This is a genomic window from Rhizobium sp. FY34 (genome assembly GCF_005222845.1).
Classification (GTDB): domain Bacteria; phylum Pseudomonadota; class Alphaproteobacteria; order Rhizobiales; family Rhizobiaceae; genus Neorhizobium.
In genome coordinates, this window is the sequence record NZ_STFZ01000011.1 from 249,851 (window position 1) to 270,002 (window position 20,152).

Genomic DNA, 20,152 nt, shown 5'->3' on the forward strand with positions numbered 1-20,152 from the left:
ATGAGCGGCGCCCGCGCGCATAGATTTCGCGCCGACTATGCAATTCCGGTTCGCCGGCCAAACGCCTGTTTACGACATGGGACAAACTTGCCGCGACGAGGGTGAATTTGACAAGCGACAAAAGCACAAAGGTTTGGAAGCCGTCAGGCCTTGGCGCCTTCCTCCGGCAGCACGCGGTCCGGCTGGTCCGTCTGCGACGTGGCTCTTTCCGTCTTTGCTTTTGGCATTTCCGGCCGGGTGGTCACGGTACCGATGATCTTTACATCCTGGTGCGGATAGGGGATCTCGATCCCCTCTTCCCGGAAGCGCTTGAGGATGGCGGTGCGCACAGCCGCCCGGATGGCAATGCCATCGCCCATATCGGCCATATGGAAGCGCAGCTCAAAATCCAGCGAAGACGGACCAAAGGCGATGAAATCCACATGCGGCTCGGGGTTCTGCAACACGTTCGGTTGCGAGGAAGCGATATCCATCAGGACCGCGATCACCTTTTGCGGATCGGAATCATAGCTGACGCCGACGAGGATCTCGGCGCGCTGCATGCGGTTGCGGTGCGTCCAGTTGCCGACCGAGGCATTGATCAGGTCGGAATTGGGCACGATGATCGACTGCTTGCGGAAGGTCTCGATCTCCGTGGCGCGCACCGAAATGCGCTTGACGATGCCTTCCGTCGTCCCCGTCACGATATGGTCTCCGACCTTGAAGGGGCGCTCGACCAGAAGAATGAGGCCTGAGACGAAATTGGAAACAATGTTCTGCAGGCCAAAACCGATGCCGACGGAGAGCGCACTTGCCACCAGGGCAAGGCTCGACAGATCAAAGCCGGCGGCCGACACGCCAACCACGGCTGCAACCCCGATGCCGAGATAGCCGATACCGGTCTTCACCGAATTGCGCACGCCCGCATCAACCTGGCTGCGCGCCATGACATTGCGGTCGATCCAGTGCTGCACTCCACGGGTGCCGAGATAGAAGAGCATGAACAGCAATACGCCGACCAGAATACCGACCAGCGAGATATTGATGTTTCCAATCGAGATCTGCGTGAACAGACGATAGGCGCCGGCCTGGATATCCTGGATCTGGAAACCCCAGGTGAGCAAGATCACCGGCACGCCAAACATCAGCGCCACGGCATAGATGCTAAGGCCGGCCCCAAGACCGATCTGGTCCTGCGTCACTTCGCCCAGCTTGTAGCGAGCAGACAGATAGCGGCCGACGGCGGTATGGCCGAACGCGCCTTGCTTGCCGACCGCCTTGCCGGATAGAATGCCGATATACATGGCCACAAGCACGGCGCCTGTCAGAACGATCTGCGTGGCCGCAAAGCGTGCAAGGCCGATATAGCCGGTGAGAACCGCAAGGATGAGCCCCAGCCCCGCAGCCCTGAACAGAAGCGGCAGGCCACGCGGCCAGGGCTTGCCGGCAGCGGCCGGATTTCGATCCTCGCCCAGAACCGGCTTCATGAAGGACATCAGAATCAGGATCAAGCCGATCAGCACCGTGCTGGTCAGACTCTTGACGATGGTCAGTACCAGCGGGGAATTCAAAACCTCGCTAATCGTGGCCAGCAGGTAATCGAGACCATTGATGATCGCCATCAGGGCGACGAAGGCCGACAGGCGGCGCGCACCGCGATCGGTCAGGCGCACCAGCCGCCATTTCGGATGCTTGGGCGCAAAAACGAGATAGCTCAGCCGGGCAATGAAGAAGACCACCCAGACCAGGCCGAAGAAGGAGGAGATAATCGGCGCGATATCCGGGCGCAGCACGTTGAAGCTCGCCAGAAACACATAGGTCGCCATCAGAAAGGCGGCCAGGGACAGCGACTGCACCATCAGCGACCAGAAGGCAAAGGACAGCCGGGTGATGTATGGAGGGTTGTCCAGCGCGGGGTTGCGGGTGATCATGCGCCCGAACAGCCGGTAACCGCCAGCGAGAAACAGGAAGGCCGCAGCGCCGGACAGGGCCAGTGCTGCCAGAAGCGACAGGCGCTTGGCTTTCCAGGCGAAGCTCAGCCAGCTTGCAATCCTATCCTTGAGAGTGGCAAATTCCGTCACCAGTGCGCCGCCGGCATCCACGAAAATTCCGGGGCTCATGTCCGTGTGCCGCAGCAACGCCTCACCAAACATGCGCCGGCGCTTTTCGGTGATCGCATTCGACAGGTCCGAGACGGCCTTGGTGACGGCCGAGGCCTCGCCGGTCAGGGCGTTCAATTCGGCGCGCTCGGCAAGCAACCCCTTGCGTTCCTCCGTGACAACGGCCGATTCCGGCGGCTGCCCCGCCGCCGGCGGCTCGCCCAGGGCCGTGATGCGCCCTTCGATCTGGGCCAGGCGCTCGGTGATCTCGGAGGAGGACTTCGACAATTGCGCATGCAGGTCGTCAACCTGCACCTTGAGATCGGCCAGGAAAGCATCATCGACATCGGCGCTGTCGAATTTTCCCTTCAGCTTGTCATAGCTTGCGCGGCCCTGCTGGAAGACTGCCATCAGCGATTCCGTGCGTGAATCCGGGTTGCTGGAGGACTTGATAGCAGGTGTCTGCTGCGCCAGACCGGCTGCCGGCTGCGCCATGGACAGGCCAGACTGTGCCGCCAGCAAGGCGCTGGCCACAAAGCACTGCAGCAGAATGGAACGCAACCGCGCCGGACGACCTTCGAGAAGAGATTTCAACAAGTCCGCAGACCTCATGACGACAAGAGTTATGCCCGGATAAAATCAGGCCCGACCGAAAGAAAGCGACAGATAGCGCGATTCGCAGCCGCAGATCTTCAACCATCGCTCCGTGGTGAAACCAAGACAAAGCCTGTCACCGGAACCTTGCAAGCGCCTCGGCGTTGATGGGCCATAGTACAAAACGAGAGGGTAAGGTTATGGAAAACGCAGGTATCGGCTGGATCGCAGCCATTCTGATCGGTGGTATTGCCGGCTGGCTCGCAGAGCAGTTCATGAAGAGCAATATGGGCCTTCTGATGAATATTCTGCTGGGCATTGTTGGCGCCATCGTGGCCAATGCCATCCTCGGCGTATTCGGGGTCGTGATGGGTGGCTGGATCGGCTATCTGATTGCCGGCTTCATCGGCGCCTGCATCCTGATTGCGGTTGCGCGCATGATCAGGCGATAGGTCGAGACACATCGACATTGTCGATAAAAAACTGGGTCGCTCAGGCGGCCCGGTTTTTTTCATGCCCGCTCACGCCAGCGCAAGGCTTGCTGGATCGATCCCCTTTAGGCTTGAGAGCGCCTCAACGACCAGCCGGTGATCGTCGCGCTGCGGTAGACCGGATACGGTTACCGCCCCGATGCAGCCGACGCCGCGCACGAGAATGGGAAAGGACCCCCCATGCGCGGCATAATCGGCCGTTGCCAACCCCCATTTGGCTTCGAGCGTGGTTTCCTGGCGCGCCAGATCCAGCCCGATGCCATAGCTCGAGCGCAGGAACCGCAGAACCATATTGCGCTTGCGGCGGATCCAGTATTCGAAATCCGGCTTGGCGCCGACCGTTGCGGCAAAGAAGGCCCGCATGCCGTTCATCTCGATATCGACCGCAAGCACATGGCCACGTGCAGCAGACAGTGCGTGGAGTTCTGCCCCAAGCGCCCAAGCGGCATCGAGATCGAAACGGTCAAATTGCAGCACCCGTTCCTGTTCGGCGATCATTGCAAGGTCTGCTTCCAGCGACATGGTCCATCCTCCCGTTACGATGGGCGGCAAGATGATGGCGCGCACCGAACCTGTAAAGAGCGGGCTTGGCCAGACATTTTTCTTTGTCGCTCAAAAGCCCGGCAAATCGGGCGTTTGACGGGTACTGGCCGCCCCCTATTGAAAAGAAACGAAAGTTTTTTTGAAGAGGCGCTGGACAAGCCCGAACTTCCTCTTTATACGCCCCTTCACACCAGCGGCGCCGCTGAAAAGCAGGGCCGCACGGATGGGTGATTAGCTCAGTTGGTAGAGCAGCTGACTCTTAATCAGCGGGTCGTAGGTTCGAGCCCTACATCACCCACCATTCTTCCTTTGGAAGATATGGACACGCTGGAAAAGTAAAAAACAATATAAATTTCAAAGACATCAAGACGGCGAGAAGTGAGCCGTGGCCTGATTGCGGGCGAATCTTGCAAGCCATGCCGGCCCATGAGACATGAAAAAGGCTGCGGCCCTTTTCAGGGCGGCAACCTTGCTGTCCGTCTTGTGTGGGACGGCGGTAAAAACCGCAGCCCGCATTGCGCCTGAAATCAGGCGCGGGCATCCATGGCTTCCGCCTCTTCGATTTCAGCGGCAAACAGATGCTGAAGCTCGATCTGCACAGCATTCATGAAGAGCGCCGCCTGATGGGCTATTTCTTCCGGCGAAGCGCCCTGTGCGCTCAGAGTTGCGGCGATCTGGGCCATTTCGCTGCGCCAGTAGCGATTGGCCTCCTCACCATGAACATGGATCAGCGCCTGCGCACAACGGCGGATATCTGCTGTTCGTCTATCGGCCGGAAAATGTGCAACTCGCATGACGTCTCCTGATACGCACTCGTTCGAATCAACTCTTTGTCTCTGCACAATCGCTGGAAGTGGTTCCCAAATCCTAAACAGCGCAGCAACAAGTTTACGGGGTCCCGGCCCGGCACAGGCAGGAGACCGGCTCAGCACCAGGGTCTGGCGGGCTTTCCAGCGGCATGAACCAGCCCCTCGCCTGCCATCTGGCTACCCAGCGACTGGCCATTGCGCATCACGACACGCAGCTTGCGACCACGGCCGTCCTCGTTCTGGTTCGGCCAGTCCACCAGTTCGAAACTGCCGGCATTCAAGAGGTCGCGCAGCCGCACCTTGGCGGCAAAGCCCTTTTCGCGCTCGGTCGGGCAGCGGGCATCCTCGGTGGCGGGCGCCGCGATATCGGCAATGCGGATCGCCTGTTTCTTGAACCAGAAGAGGTCTCCGCCCGACACGCAATTGTCGAGGCCGGACGTGCCGCAGAAATAGAATGTGCCACTATAGCCCTTGCCGATCAGCCCCTCCTCTCCCACCTTGGCAAGCGGCAAGGGTGGCGTCAGCGCTGGTATTGATGGCTTTTGCAAAGGGTGGGCGGGCGCGGCAACCGGTTCGGGCGGCTTTTGCGGCTTGGCGGATGTTGCAAGCCGTTGCTGGATGGCAGCCACCGAACCGCTGCCAGACAGCCATCGACGCAGAAGATCCGAATTTTCATAGGCCAGGATCGCCCCGGCTGTTCCGACAAGCGCAAGGACCCAGGGCCATGTGGCGCTCGATGCCTTTGCCGAAGCTCGCCTGCGGCGGCGGCGCCCTTTCGTGGCAGTCGCATTGGCCATGCGTGAACCCTCATTTGACACCGGTCGCATCCGGAACAGATCGGAACATAACGGAACAGGTCTCACGACTTGGTTAAAAGCTGATTTACTCTGGTCGAGGGACGGGAGGGCCGATCAACCTCATCAGCACTTCCTAAACTATTGACTGCCAGAATTGTCGGATCAACAGTTGCGAGACGTAAGCCGATGGACCAGAAGATGAAGCGTGCCGCAAACACTTTTGCCGCGCTTCTCGCCGGACTTGGTGGGGTCGTGGCCCTTGCCGTCTGGAGCGAAAACGCCAATCGGCAGGCCCATATCTCACAACTCGATCAATCTCTGCGCCAATCGACGATTGCCATCGGCCAGCACATAACAGACGGCATAGAGATGGCGGAACTGGGCATTGTCGCGCTCAAATCGGAAATCGAACGCAATCGAACGGCACCTGATCTTAAAGAGCGCACCAGCCAGTTCATCGCGCATCTGACAGAACATACGCCGCACCTGACCAACCTTATTTACATCGACAGGCATGGCAATCTGGTTGCCACCAATGTGGATGCGGTGACGCTGAAGGGTGCCGATCCGGTCTTTACCGATCGTGACTATTTCAAATATCACCTGTCTGATGCCTCCGAAGAAACCTATATCGGCACCCCTGTTCTGAGCCGACTGACAGACAGCATGATCGTGCCCATCAGCCAGCGGCTGGAGGATGCCAGCGGCCAGTTCGATGGCATCGTGGCTGCAGATATCCCCATCACCCACATCAACGCCATGATCGACAACATGATCGTGACGGAGGATGCCTCGGTGCTGATCGCCCGAGAGGACGGCACCGTGATTGTCCGGTGGCCGGAAACCAACCCGGAACTGGCTAATCTATGGACGGTGCGAAACCTCGCCTTCTCCGCACTGGTGGATGATGCAACCCGAGGGATCGTCGTGAAGGCATGGCCGACGGATGGCCTGTCACGCCACAACGCCGCCTTCAGCAATCACCATCCCGGCATTACCGTGCTTGTCGGCGCGCGCGAAACAGCCGTGCTCTGGCAATGGGTGAATGCATCCAAAATCCGCTGGATCCTCAGCGGCATCCTCATTCTCATGGCCCTGATCCTGATCCTGCGCTGGCGCTACCAGACGCTGGCCAACATCCGCAACAACAGCATGTTGCAACGGCGCGAAGCCGAATTCGAGCTTCTGGCCGAAGCGTCTGCCGATCTGATCGAGCGGCTGACACCGGACGGCATCCGGGAATACGCCTCCCCCGCCTCCCGTCAGATCCTCGGTCTGGCACCCGAAACGTTGATTGGCCGCAGCGTGCTGGACTTCGTACCCCCGCAAGAAAAAGCGCTTGCCAAGACATCGCTGGAGCGGCTGCAGGAAGGTGCAACTCTACAGCGGGTGCTGATCCGCTACGATCACCCGGAAGGGCGCGAAACCTGGCTGGAAACGACACTGAGCCGCCTCAACACCCGCAAGCTTGGTCCCTCGGCCATTGTCTCGATCACCCGAGATGTGACTCCCCAGAAGCAGCGGTATGACGAGTTGAATACATTGGCCAGCACCGATCCGCTGACCGGTCTTGCCAATCGCCGTTCCTTCGATAGGCGGTTGGACGAACTGGTGGCAGACGCCCACCTCAACGCCGCCGGTTTCTCGCTGTTGATCGTCGATGCAGACCGCTTCAAGCTCTACAACGACACCTATGGCCATGCGAGCGGCGACGCCTGCCTGAAGGCAATCGCGGCAGGCATCGCCCAGTCGGTTCGCCGGGCTGACCTTGCAGCACGCTATGGCGGTGAAGAATTCGCCGTTCTGATGCCAATGACGGATGTTGCAGGCGCAAAGCTGGTGGCCGAAAAAATCCGCCAGAAGATTGCAAGCCTTCGCCTTCCGCACGAGCGCAACCAACCCTATGGCATAGCAACGGTCAGTATCGGCGTCGCCAGCTGGCAGCCGTCGGCGCCTGAAGCAGATGGAAACGCCCTGTTTTCGCGGGCTGACGCCGCTCTCTATGAGGCAAAGAACATCGGACGCAATCGCGTGGTGCTCTCCTCTGCCTCCGAGGAAACAAGCCGGGTCGGCACCGTCATCAGCGCCTGAGCCCATCACGCTGCTGACGCGGTGCAACGTCAGCCCCCCTTTCCATCAAAGACAACAGTCGTCGCCCCCACGCGACGGCTTCCGGGAACCGACGCTGCCGGCTGGCGTTAGCCCCGCGAGCTGTTTTGCCGTGAGGAGCCTATGAACCCTGTTCAGCTGAAACCATCCCCCAGTGCCGCAAGCCGCGTCGCGCCCCGCATCTATTATGTCCAGCCGCTCCTCCTGCGCAGGCCAGATGCCTGGAGCAATCTGTTTCAGCCTGCGGGGGATCTTGGCTTTGGCACGGTGATGACGGCGCCGCAGGGCAAGCGCGCCCGGTCCGCCAGCGTTTTCGTGACCGACGATCCCGACCGGCTGGAAAAGCCTGCCTATGAAATCAGCCAGAGGCGCGCAATCACCCGAAATGGCTGCCCATTCCGCTCAATGGCTTTGCCGCCATCGTCGACAGGCTTGCGGAGAAGAGAGCATGAACATGGAACGATCCGAACTGCTGGCCGGCATCGACCCCACGGCCCTGACCAATCTGGTGGAGGGCCGGCATGGCGACCCCTTTGCCATCCTCGGGCCGCACCCGCTTCACGATGTGACTGTGGTGCGGGCATTCCTGCCCGGTGCACAAGGCGTAGAAATTCTATCAACCGGCAACGGTGCCGCGAGCGCCAAGATGCATGTGGTGCATGAGGCCGGCGTGTTTGCAGCCGCAGTTGACAGCGGCAAGCAGTATCGCCTGCGCATCACCTGGCCGGGCGACGAGCAAGAGACAGAAGATCCCTATTCCTTCGGCCTGCTGCTCGGGGATCTCGATCTGCATCTGATCGGTCAGGGAACCCATTACAATCTTGGCCGCACACTGGGTGCACAGGCCATGGACGTGGAAGGCGTCTCCGGCGTGCGCTTTGCCGTCTGGGCACCCAATGCCCGCCGCGTCTCCGTGGTTGGCGATTTCAACGCATGGGATGGCAGGCGCCACCCGATGCGTCTTCGCCCGCAGGCGGGTGTCTGGGAGCTTTTCGTGCCCCGTCTTGGCCCCGGCGACCGCTACAAATTCGAGATTGTCGATACAAGCGGCGCAGTGCTGGCCCAGAAGGCCGATCCGGTGGCGCGCGCCAGTGAAGCAGCACCGGCCACCGCCTCCATCGTTGCCTCCAGCCTGCCCTTTCGCTGGACGGATGACGCGTGGATGAAACAGGGCGCCGATGCCCGCTCCGGCGAGACGGCGATATCCGTCTATGAAGTGCATCCAGGTTCCTGGCTGCGGATTGCCGAGGAGGACAACCGCTCGCTCGGCTGGGTCGAACTCAGCCAGCGCCTGGTGCCCTATGTCGAAAAGCTTGGCTTTACCCATATCGAACTGATGCCGATCATGGAATATCCCTTCGGCGGCTCCTGGGGCTATCAGCCGCTCGGCCTGTTTGCACCCACCGGCCGCTACGGCACGCCGGAGGATTTTGCCCATTTCATCGACCGCTGCCACGCAGCCGGTATCGGCGTGATCCTCGACTGGGTGCCGGCGCATTTCCCAACCGATGTCTGGGGCCTTGCCCGCTTCGACGGGACAGCCCTGTACGAGCATGAAGATCCGCGCGAAGGCTTCCACAAGGACTGGAACACGCTGATCTACAATCTCGGCCGCAACGAGGTGAAGGGCTTCCTGATTGCCTCTGCGCTGGAATGGCTGGAGCATTTCCATATCGACGCGCTGCGCGTCGATGCGGTGGCCTCCATGCTCTACCGCGATTATTCCCGCAATGCCGGCGAATGGATCCCCAACAAGGATGGTGGGCGCGAAAACCTCGAATCGGTCGAGTTCTTCAAGCATTTAAACAGCATCATCCACCAGCGCTGCACCCATGCCTTTACCGTGGCCGAAGAATCGACCGCCTGGCCGGGCGTGACCGAAACGGTCGAAAACGGCGGCCTCGGCTTCGATTTCAAATGGAACATGGGCTGGATGAACGACACGCTGCACTACATGGAAGAAGAGCCGATCCACCGCAAATACCACCATGGCATGATGACCTTCGGCATGGTCTATGCCTATACCGAGCGCTTCATGCTGACGCTGTCGCATGACGAAGTGGTGCATGGCAAAGGCTCTCTGGTTGGCAAAATGCCCGGCGATGACTGGCAGAAGCTTGCCAGCCTGCGTGCCTATTTCGGCTTCATGTGGGCCCATCCCGGCAAGAAGCTCATCTTCATGGGCGACGAGATCGGCCAGAAGAGCGAGTGGAACCACGATGGTTCGATCCACTGGCACCTGCTCGATCAGCCGGGCCATGCCGGCCTGCAACGTCTGGTCGGAGACCTCAACCGGCTCTATGCGGCCGAGCCTGCCCTCACCTATGGCGATATCCATCCGGACGGCTTCGAATGGGTGATCGGCGACGACGCGGAAAATTCCGTCCTTGGCTTTCTGCGCAAGTCGGCGGATGGAGAAGGCCTCATTCTTGCCATCTCCAACATGACGCCACTGCCGCGCACCGGCTACCGTGCCGGGGTGCCACGCCACGGCCGCTGGACCGTGATCATGAATTCGGATGCCGCGGCCTATGGCGGCTCCAATCTCGGCAATGTGGAGGCCGCGAGCGAGCCGCAGACGTCCCATGGCCGGGACCACTCGATCGTGCTGACGCTGCCGCCACTTTCGACGATCTACCTGAAATGGATGTCCGAGTAACAGCCAGCATCAGACGCCGAGCAACATTTCATTTACCAAACCCTGCGATTCACGGCCCGATTGCAGCCGCTCCGGCCTGCGCGTCTGCCTTTATAAGGCCAATCGAAAGCAATTGGTTGTTCAATGCTTTGGCAGAAGAACATCGTTAAAAAAATATGAGTCTGTATCGCCCGCCGACACTTGATAGCCATCAAGCCTGCGCCTAAGAGCGCGTGCTCTGAAAGGGTCAGTACATGAATTTTGAGTCGCTATTGGAATGTCAGGAACGCGGCGCGAAAGCGCGCATTCTCGGCTCGCCCATCACCGAAAACCCCTATGACTGTCCCGCCGGGCGTGGTCTGGACGAGGACACGCGCGCACAGTTGCAGGATGCCTGGACCTATGGCTGGACGATCGAGGACGCAATGCGCCAAAATGATACAGGCATTTACGCATTCTTAAGAGCGGAAACAGCTTTAGCGGCCGGAAACAACACGCACTCTTGAGCCCTGACGAAGACGAAGGCTATCTGAACGCAGCTGGCATGATGCCGGTTAGGGGCTCGCGGACCCCCTACTCTCGTGAGAGTTGGTGAGCCCCGCCTTCAATTCCAGGCTGGCCGCGGAACAAGCTGCTATCGATCGCCCAGAAGTGGCGGCGCCCCAGAAGGCAATAGCCTTCCAGACCAGGACAAGCTTCAAGCCCTCATCGAGGGCACCTTTCTCCATCATCCCAGACCCACCGCAGGCACACTGCCCCATTTCGGGACAGCTGCACCGCGGGCAATCATAGCTCCGCATCTCCTGCATGCGCATCATAATGAGACGCATCCGCATGTCCTGCGTGCGCTCCTTCTAGGCCCTTCATGGCAAAAGACCCCCGGCACTCTCGCGCCAGGGGTCTTTGTCATCTTGCAGCAGAAGATAGAATGCTTATTCAGCGTCGCCTTCGGCGGCCTTCTTCTTCGGTGCAGCCTTCTTCTTCGGTGCTGCGGCTTCTTCGCCTTCAGCAGCCTCAGCGGCCTTTTTCTTGCCAGCCGACTTCTTCTTGTCAGCCTTTTCAGCGTCTTCCGAGCCGTCTTCGTCGTCAGCCAGCAGTTCTTCCTTCGTCACGGTCTTGTCCGTCACGTCGATCTGCGTCAGCAGCTGGTCCACGACCTTCTCTTCGAAGATCGGGGCGCGAAGCGAAGCGGAAGCGCCGGGCGTGTTGCGGAAGAAATCAAGGATTTCCTTCTGCTGGCCGGGGAACTGTTGCAACTGGGCATACAGAGCGCGCTGCATTTCTTCTTCGGTCACTTCGACGCCGGCCTTTTCGCCGATTTCGGAGAGAACCAGGCCGAGGCGGACGCGACGTTCGGCAAGCTTGCGATATTCGTCGCGTGCTTCTTCTTCGGTCGTGTCTTCGTCAGCAAAGGTCTTGCCCGACTGCTGCAGGTCGGTGTTGATCTGGCGCCAGATATTGTCGAATTCGGCGTTGACCAGGCCTTCCGGCGTGTCGAACTTGTACATGGCGTCCAGCTGGTCGAGGATCTGGCGCTTCAGCTTCTGGCGCGTCACGTTGCCATACTGGCCTTCGATCTGGCCGCGAACGATTTCCTTCAGCTTCTCGAGCGATTCGAGGCCAAGCTTTTCAGCCAGCGCATCGTTCAGCTCTGTCACGGCAGGCGCTGCGACTTCCTTGACGGTGATGTCGAATGTGGCTTCCTTGCCGGCCAGGTTTGCAGCCGGGTATTCCGACGGGAAGGTGACCGAGATGACCTTCTCTTCGCCAGCCTTCAGGCCGGTCAGCTGGTCTTCAAAGCCCGGAATGAAGCGGTTGGAACCGATGACCAGTTCTGCATCTTCTGCAGCGCCGCCATCGAAGGCAACGCCATCGACCTTGCCGAGATAGTTCATGGTGACGCGATCGCCCGATTCGGCGGCGCCGTCCTTGGCTTCAAACGTGCGGGCGCTTTCGGCGATCTTGAGGATCTGCTCGTTGACTTCGTCTTCCGGTACGTCAACGACTTCCCGCACGACCTTGATGCCGTCCGTCGGCAGCAATTCGATGGCCGGGATAACTTCATAGGCGACGGAGAATTCGAAATCGATCTCTGCATTGAGGATCTTTTCGGCTTCAGCTTCGTCTTCGGTCATCTTGATGGCCGGCTGGGTTGCCGACTTCTCGCCGCGCTCCGACAGGATCGCAGCAGGACGGTCACGAACGATCTCGTTGACGAGTTCCGCCATGATCGACTTGCCATACATCTTCTTCAGATGCGCAAAAGGCACCTTGCCAGGACGGAAACCATTGATGCGCACCTTGTCCTTGGCATCGGCCAGGCGCTCGTTCATGCGCTGTTCCATATCCTTGGCCGGGATAACGACCTTGATTTCGCGCTTCAGCCCTTCAGCGAGCGTTTCGATAACCTGCATTGTCATACCTTCATATCATGCGGCGGTGCTCAGACAGCCGTGGTTTCTGTGAGCACGACGCCGGAACTTGTTGCCGGTCGTTGCCTCGATGCAATCTCGTTTGCGCTGGGGTCTCATGCGGCCGCCAACCGTTACCGGCCTTCGCCAACAGACTCCGCGAACTGGTGCGGGTAGAGAGACTTGAACTCCCACGCCTTGCGGCACCAGAACCTAAATCTGGCGTGTCTACCAATTTCACCATACCCGCGCCCCAAAACCGCGTAGAAAATCCTCTCGCAGAGGCCTTCCGGAGCGCGCGTCTCTATAACAACCGTTTTTTCCCCACGCAAAGGAAAAATGACAGAATGCTCGGCATTGGCCCTGCTTCTTTCAAACAGATCGGTACAATGCCTGCGGCGGCGGCGGCGCATTATTCACGGTTTACTAATAAAAGGCCGTTAGAATGTTTGAATAGAGCCGGAAAGCCATGCGCGAGACGAATGGCTTGCATGCTGATATTGCACTGCACAAATCCGGCAGATTGCGTATAGTCAAATCAGGAGAGCACGAAATGCTCTCATCTCAATTCGGAGATCGCACTCCTCCTCCCAGCGATCACCGATGGACCGGCGGATCTCCTCCTCCCAAATGTCGCCGGTCGAGACCCATGACGCCCACCGGACCTCCTCCCCCGGTGGGCGTTGTCTTTTCCAAACTCCCCCAGACCTCAACATTCGCGCGCCGCACCGCCAAAGGTGCACGTTTGACCAATCCGCTCATTTATTAAACATTCGTTACGGCTTCCCAGGTGAGCAATGCGCCCATCGCATGGGTGACATACCTAACGGGCGCTGTTCATCGGTGCAGTGCAGCATATACTGCATTCAATCGATTGAGAGACGAACCGCACGGTCGTCGGCCACACCCAAAAGGATGAAGACCATGAACATCGCACGCTCGCTCACCAACTGGCGCAAGTATCGTCAGACGATTACCGAACTTGGCCGCATGTCGGACCGCGAACTGAATGACCTCGGCATCGGCCGCTCGGATATCCGTCGCGTCGCTCGCAACGCCCTCGGCATCTGATTTAGACAGATCACGCGGCTCCCAGAGCCCCGTCGCAAAACGCCTCCCAACTCGGGGGGCGTTTTTTTGTGCTTTCCGTCAGGTTGCCCCCTGAATACGGCGCCTAAATTTTATCGTTAGGCGCTTATTTCGGCAGCATACTGCACAAACGCATAGCAGTCGCCGAGTTTTTGCACTGCAGAACCTTATTATGCAGGTGTATAAGGTGCTCATCGCAAACGACGGAGGTCGTCGGGAGCGCACAAAGATGAACCTTGAGGAAAACCCCATGAACCCGATTCGCCTCGCAAAGAGCTGGATCAGCTACCGCCGTACGATGAACGAACTTGGCAGCCTGTCGAACCAGACGCTGAGCGACATCGGCCTGACCCGCTACGACATCCGCACGATCGCATCGCGTTCGTTCCGCTAAGTCGTCACAAGGGCCGCGGAGGCTAGACCCTACGGTTTAAGCCGGCACCGCGCCAAAAAAACAGTTTGCATGGCCCCCAAGCCTCGCTCGGGGGCTTTTTGCTGTCTGCTGTTTTCCGCAAATGGCAGGCAACAAAAAACCCGCCGGGTTGCGGCGGGTTCGTCCAGTCGCGATATTCAATTTACCGGTTACTGTCCGGCGACCGCGTTTCGGCTGACCAGGGTCAGCGTATGATCGGGCGTCACCCGGTAGGTATCGCTGAAACGCTGGCCATTCGCTTCGGTGAGCTGCGTCACCGTGCTGCCAACCGAATTGATGCTGAGGCGGCCTTCACTGGCGTGATGAAGCTCCTCGGCAAAGGCAAGCGTGCTGGCACCCAGGAGAGCTGCGGTGCAGGCGATGAGAATTGTCTTCATGGCTTTTATCCTTTTCGCGCAGCGTTCCGGCGGATTGAGCCTGTCGGCCCCGTCTGAACGCGATCCACGTCTGTTCGCTGACGCAGGATCAAATTGGGCAGCGATTGTGGCGACAACAATGCCAAATGGGACATGCCCAGCCGATTTGCGGTCCATGCTCTGCGCAGGCCATGGCACGAAGAAAATTTACGAATACAGATCAGATACTTAAGTTCAGAACGTGCGGGTATCACGGATTGTCCCGCACGCTCACAAGTCGTTGATTAAACATGTCAGCGACCGATGAAGGGATCGCTTGCCGCTGCATGCATGGCGGCGAGATATTCGGCCTGCAAGCGGTCGCACAGTTCTGCCGCAGACGGAATGTCATCGATGGCAGACACGCCCTGCCCGGCCGACCAGACATTTTTCCAGGCCTTGGCCTCACTCGCCATATCCATAGGCCCATGCGAGACGAGGTTGGCGGGATCAAGCCCGGCCGCCACGATGCTCTGGCGCAGGAAATTGGCATTCACGCCGGATACGGCATCCGTATAGATAATGTCGCCGGCCCTCGCCTCCATCGTCATACGCTTCTGGTCTTCGCCCACCATGGATTCCCTGGTCACGAGAAAGCGCGTGCCGAGATAGGCAAGATCGGCGCCCATCAGACGTGCCGCTGCGATCTGCGCGCCGGTGCTGATGGCGCCGGAGAGAAGGATCGTGCCAGAAAAGAAGGAGCGCACTTCCGGGATGAGCGCAAACGGGCTGATCGTGCCGGCATGGCCGCCGGCGCCCGCACAGACGGCGATAATGCCATCGACACCGGCTTCCGCCGCTTTTTCCGCATGCCTGCGGCTGATGATGTCGTGAAACACCAGTCCGCCATAGGAATGTACGGCTTTCACCACGTCCGGCACGGCCCCAAGCGAGGTGATGACGAGCGGCACCTTGTTGTCCACGACCGCGCGCAGATCGGCTTCCAGGCGCGGATTGGAGCGATGCACGATCAGATTGACACCAAACGGGGCAGCGTTCGGAAAAGGGCTCAAACGCTGGCGGATCTCGGCCAGCCAGTCGACAAAGCCCTGCGTCGTGCGCTGGTTGAGCGCCGGAAAGGTGCCGACGATACCCGAGCGGCAGGTTTCCACCACAAGATCCGGGCCGGATGCCAAAAACATCGGCGCAGCAACAGCCGGCAGAACAAGGTTCTTGAATTGTGATGGTATCGGCATGGATCCTCCCCAGGACAGAATGAGCGCAGAACGATGCGTGAATGACGGCGCATCCATGCCACAGATATAAAGTGCCGTTTACGTAAAGGGAAGATAGCAGTTCGCCACCCGAATCAAAAAGGCGCAGCCTTGCAGCCGCGCCTCCTGATTCTTTCCGCAACGCAGGTTCAGCGACCGCGGGCCGCCGCCACCATGTCGCGCAACTGGTCTTCGCCTCGCACACCCTGCCGATAGAGTTCGATGGTGATCGCCGCCAGGCGATTGGTCTCTTCCTGGTCATCATTCGGGCAGATTTCCGCCCTGAGCCTTTCGAAAACCTGCTGGCACTTGGCCAGATCCTCAGAGTTCAGCGGCTCGTCGCTCGGCCGTTTCTCGCTCCTGATCATGGGTACTCCTGGTCATTCTATGCTGAATCGGCACATGTCCGATTCGAAGTCACTATGGGCCTCAGCAACATGGCGACACTCTGATGGGGATGAGGAAAGGTCTGCCGGGCGTTTCAGCCTGCGGCAGGAAGGGATGGCCCGGCTCTTTCCAATCTCATGGGGAAGCGCGCCTTGAAACGGTCAAGGCAAGGGCATTCGAGCGTAAATCGCTGGCGTGGCACAGGAGTGCCAAGTCTCATACGGCCTTGTCCGTGAGATTCCGTATCCGATCGGGTATGCATGTCCTCCCGCTCCCATTCGGCCCCTATAACGGCAGGAAAGCCAAAAGGTTCCCGACAGGCGTCACCTATCTGCAAAATTCGGTGGCGGCTGGAATCAGGATCAGAGAAAAAGTTCGCCCTCGGCCAGTTTCACCGCCTGTCCGCCAATGCGGGCGCGGGCAATCGCCTGCTCCTTCACGTCTATATGCAGGTGAATGAAGGATGGCCGCCCCATTTCAACGCCCTGCTCGATCAGGCAGGGGTGATGGCCGTCCGGCAGCGCGTCGAAATGATGGATGGCGCCGGCCAGGGCCGCCGCTGCCGCTCCCGTTGCCGGATCTTCGGCAATGCCCATATCGGGCGAAAACATGCGCGTGTGAAACCGCGCCGCATGATGCACGCCGCCCCGGCAATAGACATAGGCCGAGGCAAGCCGTCCCTCGACCAAAGGCGCTGCCCGCTCCCAGAGCGTTTGGTCGAATTCGACCGATTGCACTGCCGCCAGATTATGCACCGGCAGCAGCAGAAACGGCACGCCGGCGCTCCAGATGGCCGGCACGTGGTTTTCAAAACCGAGATCGCCAAGCTTGAGACCCAGTGCATCGGCAAGGCCCTGACGGTCGAGGTTCATCTCGATGCGGTTCGGATTGCGCGGCAGGTCGAACTCGGCAAAGCTTGCCTCGCCCTCGGAAAGCTTCACGGCACAGCGCACAGGGCCGACATTTTCCTCCAGCACGCAGACGATATCGAAATCCGGACGTTCGGCGCCGTGATTGCGTTCGCAAAGCGCAATGGCCGCTCCCACCGTCGGGTGGCCGGCAAAGGGCAGTTCCCGCGTCGGCGTGAAGATGCGCAGGCGCGCCACATGGGCGGGATTTTCGGCGCTGTGGACAAACACGGTTTCAGACAGGTTCAGCTCGCGCGCCAGAGCCTGCATCACGGCATCGGTTAGACCATCGGTATCAAACACCACAGCCAAAGGATTGCCGGCCAGCCGGGTATCGGTGAACACGTCGTAGATGGCGTATCGCAGACCCAAAGAAACCTCCTGCCAGTTCCATGTTGATGGTGCTCATCGAACATGGGCGTCAAACTGCCGTAGACAATGGCGCGCTTCAACCCGCATGCACAACCTCTCCCCCGAAAATGAGGAAAAGGGTGAAGGGACATATTTGTGGAAGACAGGAATTAACGTGGACCCGTCTCTAAAGCTTCCAGCCCGAGCGGATGACGACACGCACAGGATCACCAACTTTCACCGGCTTTCGGCTGAAGGCGCGCAATATCTGGCCATCGCTCAGTGTCAGCCGCAGCGCATGGCGCTCGCCCTCAAACACGGCTGCGTCCACCCTGGCATCCAGCCCTTCGTCGGAGAGGACCACATCCTGCGGCCGCACCAGAACATCGACCAGCAGTTCGCCGGGTGCCGGCCGTGCGGCAAGCCTGTCGCGCAGCAGCAGCCAGTCGGCTTCACGCGAGACACTGTCCGGCCATGCCATAGACAGGATGGCGCCCTGCCCGATCAGCCCACCCACCAGCCGGCCTTCCGGGCGCGCATAGATCTCCTGCGGTGGCGCCAGTTGCAGCAGGCGCCCCTCGGACATCACGGCCACATCGGTGGCCAGCGCCATGGCTTCCGCCTGATCATGCGTCACATAGATCATCGTGGCGCCGGAACGGGCGTGGAATTCGCGAAACGTCTCTTCCATCTCCTGGCGTAGATGCCGGTCGAGATTGGCCAGCGGCTCATCAAGCAGCACGACATCGGGTTCGGTGACCAGGCAGCGGGCGAGCGCCACGCGCTGGCGCTGGCCGCCGGAAAGATCGGCGGGACGGCGATCGGCAAAGCTTTCCAAGCGCACAGCCGCCAATGCCTCGCGGATCTTGGCGTCACGGGGCTGGCGCGCCACGCCCCGCACCTTCAGCGGATAGCCGACATTTTCGGCAACCGTCATATGCGGCCACAGCGCATAGGACTGGAAGACCATGGCCATGTTGCGCTTTTCTGGCGCTACCATACGGTCCACATCGGCGAGCAGCCATTCGCCAAGCATGATGGCACCGTCGCTCGGCTGTTCGAAGCCGGCGATCATGCGCAGCACCGTCGTCTTGCCGCAGCCGGACGGGCCAAGCAGCGCAAGGAAGCCGCCTTCGCGGATCTTCAGCGAGACCCCGGACACGGCTGGTTTGCCGGTTCCGAAATCCTTGCCGAGATGGTTGAGAATCAGCTGCGCCACGGAACCACTCCTTTGGGCAATCGGCTGGCCAGAAGCTCGAGCAGGCCCATCATGGCAATCACCAGAAGGACAACGAGCACGGAAAGCGCCGAGGCCAGATTGAAACTGCCGCTGTCATCGAGATTGTAGATGGCAACGCCCAGCGTCTGCGTGCCGGCAGACCAGAGAAGCGCCGAAACCGTCAGCTCGTTGCAGGCAATCAGAAAGACGAGGATGACCGCCGCACCGGCTGCCGGCGCAATCAGCGGCGCCAGGATATCGCACATGCGCCGGCCAAAACCGGCACCGGCCAGCCGTGCGGCCTCTTCCAGCGACGGATCGAGCTGGTGAAAGGCACTGGCGATCGGCCGGAGGCTGACGGCGAGGAAGCTGGAGAAATAGGCAAACAGCAGGATCCAGATCGTGCCGTAGATGGAGACGCCCAGCAGCGGCAAGGGTGCGGCAAACAGAAGGATGCAGGCAACAGCCAGCACGATGCCCGGCAGCGCATAGGGAATATCGGCCAGCGCACCGACAAGCGCTGCAACACGCCTTGAACTGCGGGCCACCACATAGCCCATCAGCACGGTCACAAGCAGCAGGCCGAAGGCCGTGGTCAGCGACAGCGTCATCGAATTCTGGAAGGCGGTACGGGTGATCGACTGGCGCAGCAGCACTTCTTCGTAAGCATAGAGGCTGGCACTTTTCAGTGTCAGCGGCACGCCATAGGCCGGCGCCAGCGAACTGGCGACCAGTGCGGCAAAGGGCAAAACGAGAATGAGCACCAGCACCAGCCAGAGGCAAAGCTCCACCGTCCCCCGCCAGCCCTTCAGCTCAAACAGCGCAGTGCGGCCCGAAAGCCCGATGATTCGGTAGTCGCGGCCCTTCAGCACACGCTCCTCGACCAGCAGGCCGGCGAGAGACAGAAGCGCGATAAGGCCGGAGAGAAGCGAGATATCGGCAAATGTGCTGGCCCCGAAACTCGCAAATTTCGCATAGATCAGCGTCGGCAGCGTGTAGATCGAGGCGGGAATGCCCAGAATGGCCGGAATGCCGAAATTGCCGACATTGGAAACGAAGGCCATGGCAGCGCCTGCGGCAAAGCCGGGCAGCGCCAGCGGCAGAATGATATCCTTCAGCACCTGGAAGGCGGAAGCGCCCGAAAGCCGTGCGGCCTCTATACCGTCACGCGGCAGCGCCAGAAGCCCGGCCCGCAGCGCCAGATAGACGAGCGGCGCGTTTTGTACGCCCAGCAGAAGCGCAATGCCGCCGATCGAATAGAGCGGCTGCGGACTGCCGAGCGGCGGCGCCATGCCGATTGCCTTCAACAGCGTGCTCGACGGTCCGGTCAACCCGACCCAGGAGAGCGCCGTCACCTGCGGCGGGATCATCATCGGCAGCATAAAGAGAAAGCCGAGCGCAGTCTTTGCCCGCACATCATAGAGCGTCAAAAGCAGCGCAAAAGCACCACCGATGACGACGGCCACCAGCATGCCGAGAAACGAGGTGGTGAGCGTGTTCCACAGCGCCTGCCAGAGGGCGGGATCGGAGACAAGGCCATCACCGCCACCGCGCAGCAGCGACAGAATGCCGGTCACCGCCAGCCGGCCAAGCGGCAGCACGCTGAGCAGAAACAAGACGGTCAGCACAAAAGGAAACAGCCAGCGCGGCTGGCTGTTTCCGGAACGGGCGTGAATGCGCATCAGG

At 60.0% G+C, this 20,152-nt stretch carries 17 protein-coding genes and 2 tRNA genes; 7 read left to right on the plus strand and 12 right to left on the minus strand.

All coding sequences use genetic code 11. The features are described 5' to 3' along the window. Positions 1-143 precede the first annotated feature (143 nt). Positions 144-2,675 carry a mechanosensitive ion channel family protein gene (locus E8M77_RS08210; RefSeq protein ID WP_170975787.1) on the minus strand — a complete coding sequence of 844 codons (2,532 nt, stop codon included), beginning with the start codon at positions 2,673-2,675 and terminating at the stop codon, positions 144-146. Between the two features lie 197 nt (positions 2,676-2,872). Between E8M77_RS08210 and E8M77_RS08215 the strand changes: the two genes are divergently transcribed. After that, the gene (locus E8M77_RS08215) at positions 2,873-3,124 is read left to right on the plus strand and encodes a GlsB/YeaQ/YmgE family stress response membrane protein (RefSeq protein WP_137130146.1); all 252 of its coding nucleotides are present in this window, start codon (positions 2,873-2,875) and stop codon (positions 3,122-3,124) included. 69 nt (positions 3,125-3,193) lie between these two features. On the opposite strand, the gene E8M77_RS08220 is transcribed toward E8M77_RS08215, so the two are convergent. After that, positions 3,194-3,685: a heme-degrading domain-containing protein gene (locus E8M77_RS08220; RefSeq protein ID WP_137130147.1), complete on the minus strand. Its 492-nt coding sequence runs from the start codon at positions 3,683-3,685 to the stop codon at positions 3,194-3,196. Positions 3,686-3,931: 246 nt separating this feature from the next. Between E8M77_RS08220 and E8M77_RS08225 the strand changes: the two genes are divergently transcribed. Then, positions 3,932-4,007, plus strand: a tRNA-Lys gene (locus E8M77_RS08225). 226 nt (positions 4,008-4,233) lie between these two features. On the opposite strand, the gene E8M77_RS08230 is transcribed toward E8M77_RS08225, so the two are convergent. Beyond that, complete coding sequence (locus E8M77_RS08230; protein ID WP_137130148.1) at positions 4,234-4,500, minus strand: DUF6074 family protein; 267 nt, start codon at positions 4,498-4,500, stop codon at positions 4,234-4,236. A gap of 131 nt (positions 4,501-4,631) precedes the next feature. Beyond that, positions 4,632-5,312 carry a hypothetical protein gene (locus E8M77_RS08235; protein WP_137130149.1) on the minus strand — a complete coding sequence of 227 codons (681 nt, stop codon included), beginning with the start codon at positions 5,310-5,312 and terminating at the stop codon, positions 4,632-4,634. Positions 5,313-5,498: 186 nt separating this feature from the next. On the opposite strand from E8M77_RS08235, the gene E8M77_RS08240 reads away from it, so the two are divergent. From E8M77_RS08240 to E8M77_RS08250, 3 genes are all read left to right on the plus strand, one after another. Beyond that, positions 5,499-7,403: a diguanylate cyclase gene (locus tag E8M77_RS08240; RefSeq protein ID WP_137130150.1), complete on the plus strand. Its 1,905-nt coding sequence runs from the start codon at positions 5,499-5,501 to the stop codon at positions 7,401-7,403. A 466-nt stretch (positions 7,404-7,869) separates the two neighbouring features. After that, positions 7,870-10,080: a 1,4-alpha-glucan branching protein GlgB gene (glgB, locus tag E8M77_RS08245; protein ID WP_137130151.1), complete on the plus strand. Its 2,211-nt coding sequence runs from the start codon at positions 7,870-7,872 to the stop codon at positions 10,078-10,080. A gap of 233 nt (positions 10,081-10,313) precedes the next feature. Then, positions 10,314-10,565 carry a hypothetical protein gene (locus E8M77_RS08250; protein ID WP_137130152.1) on the plus strand — a complete coding sequence of 84 codons (252 nt, stop codon included), beginning with the start codon at positions 10,314-10,316 and terminating at the stop codon, positions 10,563-10,565. Positions 10,566-10,991: 426 nt separating this feature from the next. On the opposite strand, the gene tig is transcribed toward E8M77_RS08250, so the two are convergent. Further along, positions 10,992-12,473, minus strand: coding sequence for a trigger factor (gene tig, locus E8M77_RS08255; protein WP_137130465.1), 1,482 nt, complete (start codon positions 12,471-12,473; stop codon positions 10,992-10,994). A 162-nt stretch (positions 12,474-12,635) separates the two neighbouring features. After that, positions 12,636-12,720, minus strand: a tRNA-Leu gene (locus E8M77_RS08260). Positions 12,721-13,394: 674 nt separating this feature from the next. Here E8M77_RS08260 and E8M77_RS08265 point away from each other — a divergent pair. Beyond that, a complete protein-coding gene (locus E8M77_RS08265) occupies positions 13,395-13,541 on the plus strand; it encodes a DUF1127 domain-containing protein (RefSeq protein ID WP_137130153.1) in 147 nt (48 codons plus the stop codon). A gap of 268 nt (positions 13,542-13,809) precedes the next feature. Then, a complete protein-coding gene (locus tag E8M77_RS08270; protein ID WP_137130154.1) occupies positions 13,810-13,953 on the plus strand; it encodes a DUF1127 domain-containing protein in 144 nt (47 codons plus the stop codon). Between the two features lie 188 nt (positions 13,954-14,141). On the opposite strand, the gene E8M77_RS08275 is transcribed toward E8M77_RS08270, so the two are convergent. The 6 genes from E8M77_RS08275 to E8M77_RS08300 all read right to left on the minus strand — a co-directional run bounded on the left by E8M77_RS08275 (position 14,142) and on the right by E8M77_RS08300 (position 20,148). Beyond that, positions 14,142-14,369, minus strand: a complete 228-nt coding sequence (locus E8M77_RS08275; protein ID WP_137130155.1) for a hypothetical protein — start codon at positions 14,367-14,369, stop codon at positions 14,142-14,144. Between the two features lie 272 nt (positions 14,370-14,641). Next, positions 14,642-15,583: a nitronate monooxygenase family protein gene (locus E8M77_RS08280; protein ID WP_137130156.1), complete on the minus strand. Its 942-nt coding sequence runs from the start codon at positions 15,581-15,583 to the stop codon at positions 14,642-14,644. Positions 15,584-15,750: 167 nt separating this feature from the next. Then, positions 15,751-15,969 carry a hypothetical protein gene (locus E8M77_RS08285; RefSeq protein ID WP_137130157.1) on the minus strand — a complete coding sequence of 73 codons (219 nt, stop codon included), beginning with the start codon at positions 15,967-15,969 and terminating at the stop codon, positions 15,751-15,753. 381 nt (positions 15,970-16,350) lie between these two features. Next, complete coding sequence (locus E8M77_RS08290; RefSeq protein WP_137130158.1) at positions 16,351-17,268, minus strand: PhzF family phenazine biosynthesis protein; 918 nt, start codon at positions 17,266-17,268, stop codon at positions 16,351-16,353. Between the two features lie 166 nt (positions 17,269-17,434). Next, the gene (locus tag E8M77_RS08295) at positions 17,435-18,466 is read right to left on the minus strand and encodes an ABC transporter ATP-binding protein (RefSeq protein ID WP_137130159.1); all 1,032 of its coding nucleotides are present in this window, start codon (positions 18,464-18,466) and stop codon (positions 17,435-17,437) included. Continuing rightward, the gene (locus E8M77_RS08300) at positions 18,454-20,148 is read right to left on the minus strand and encodes an iron ABC transporter permease (protein ID WP_137130160.1); all 1,695 of its coding nucleotides are present in this window, start codon (positions 20,146-20,148) and stop codon (positions 18,454-18,456) included. Before E8M77_RS08300 ends, E8M77_RS08295 begins: the two co-directional genes overlap by 13 nt. Between the last annotated feature and the right edge of the window lie 4 nt (positions 20,149-20,152).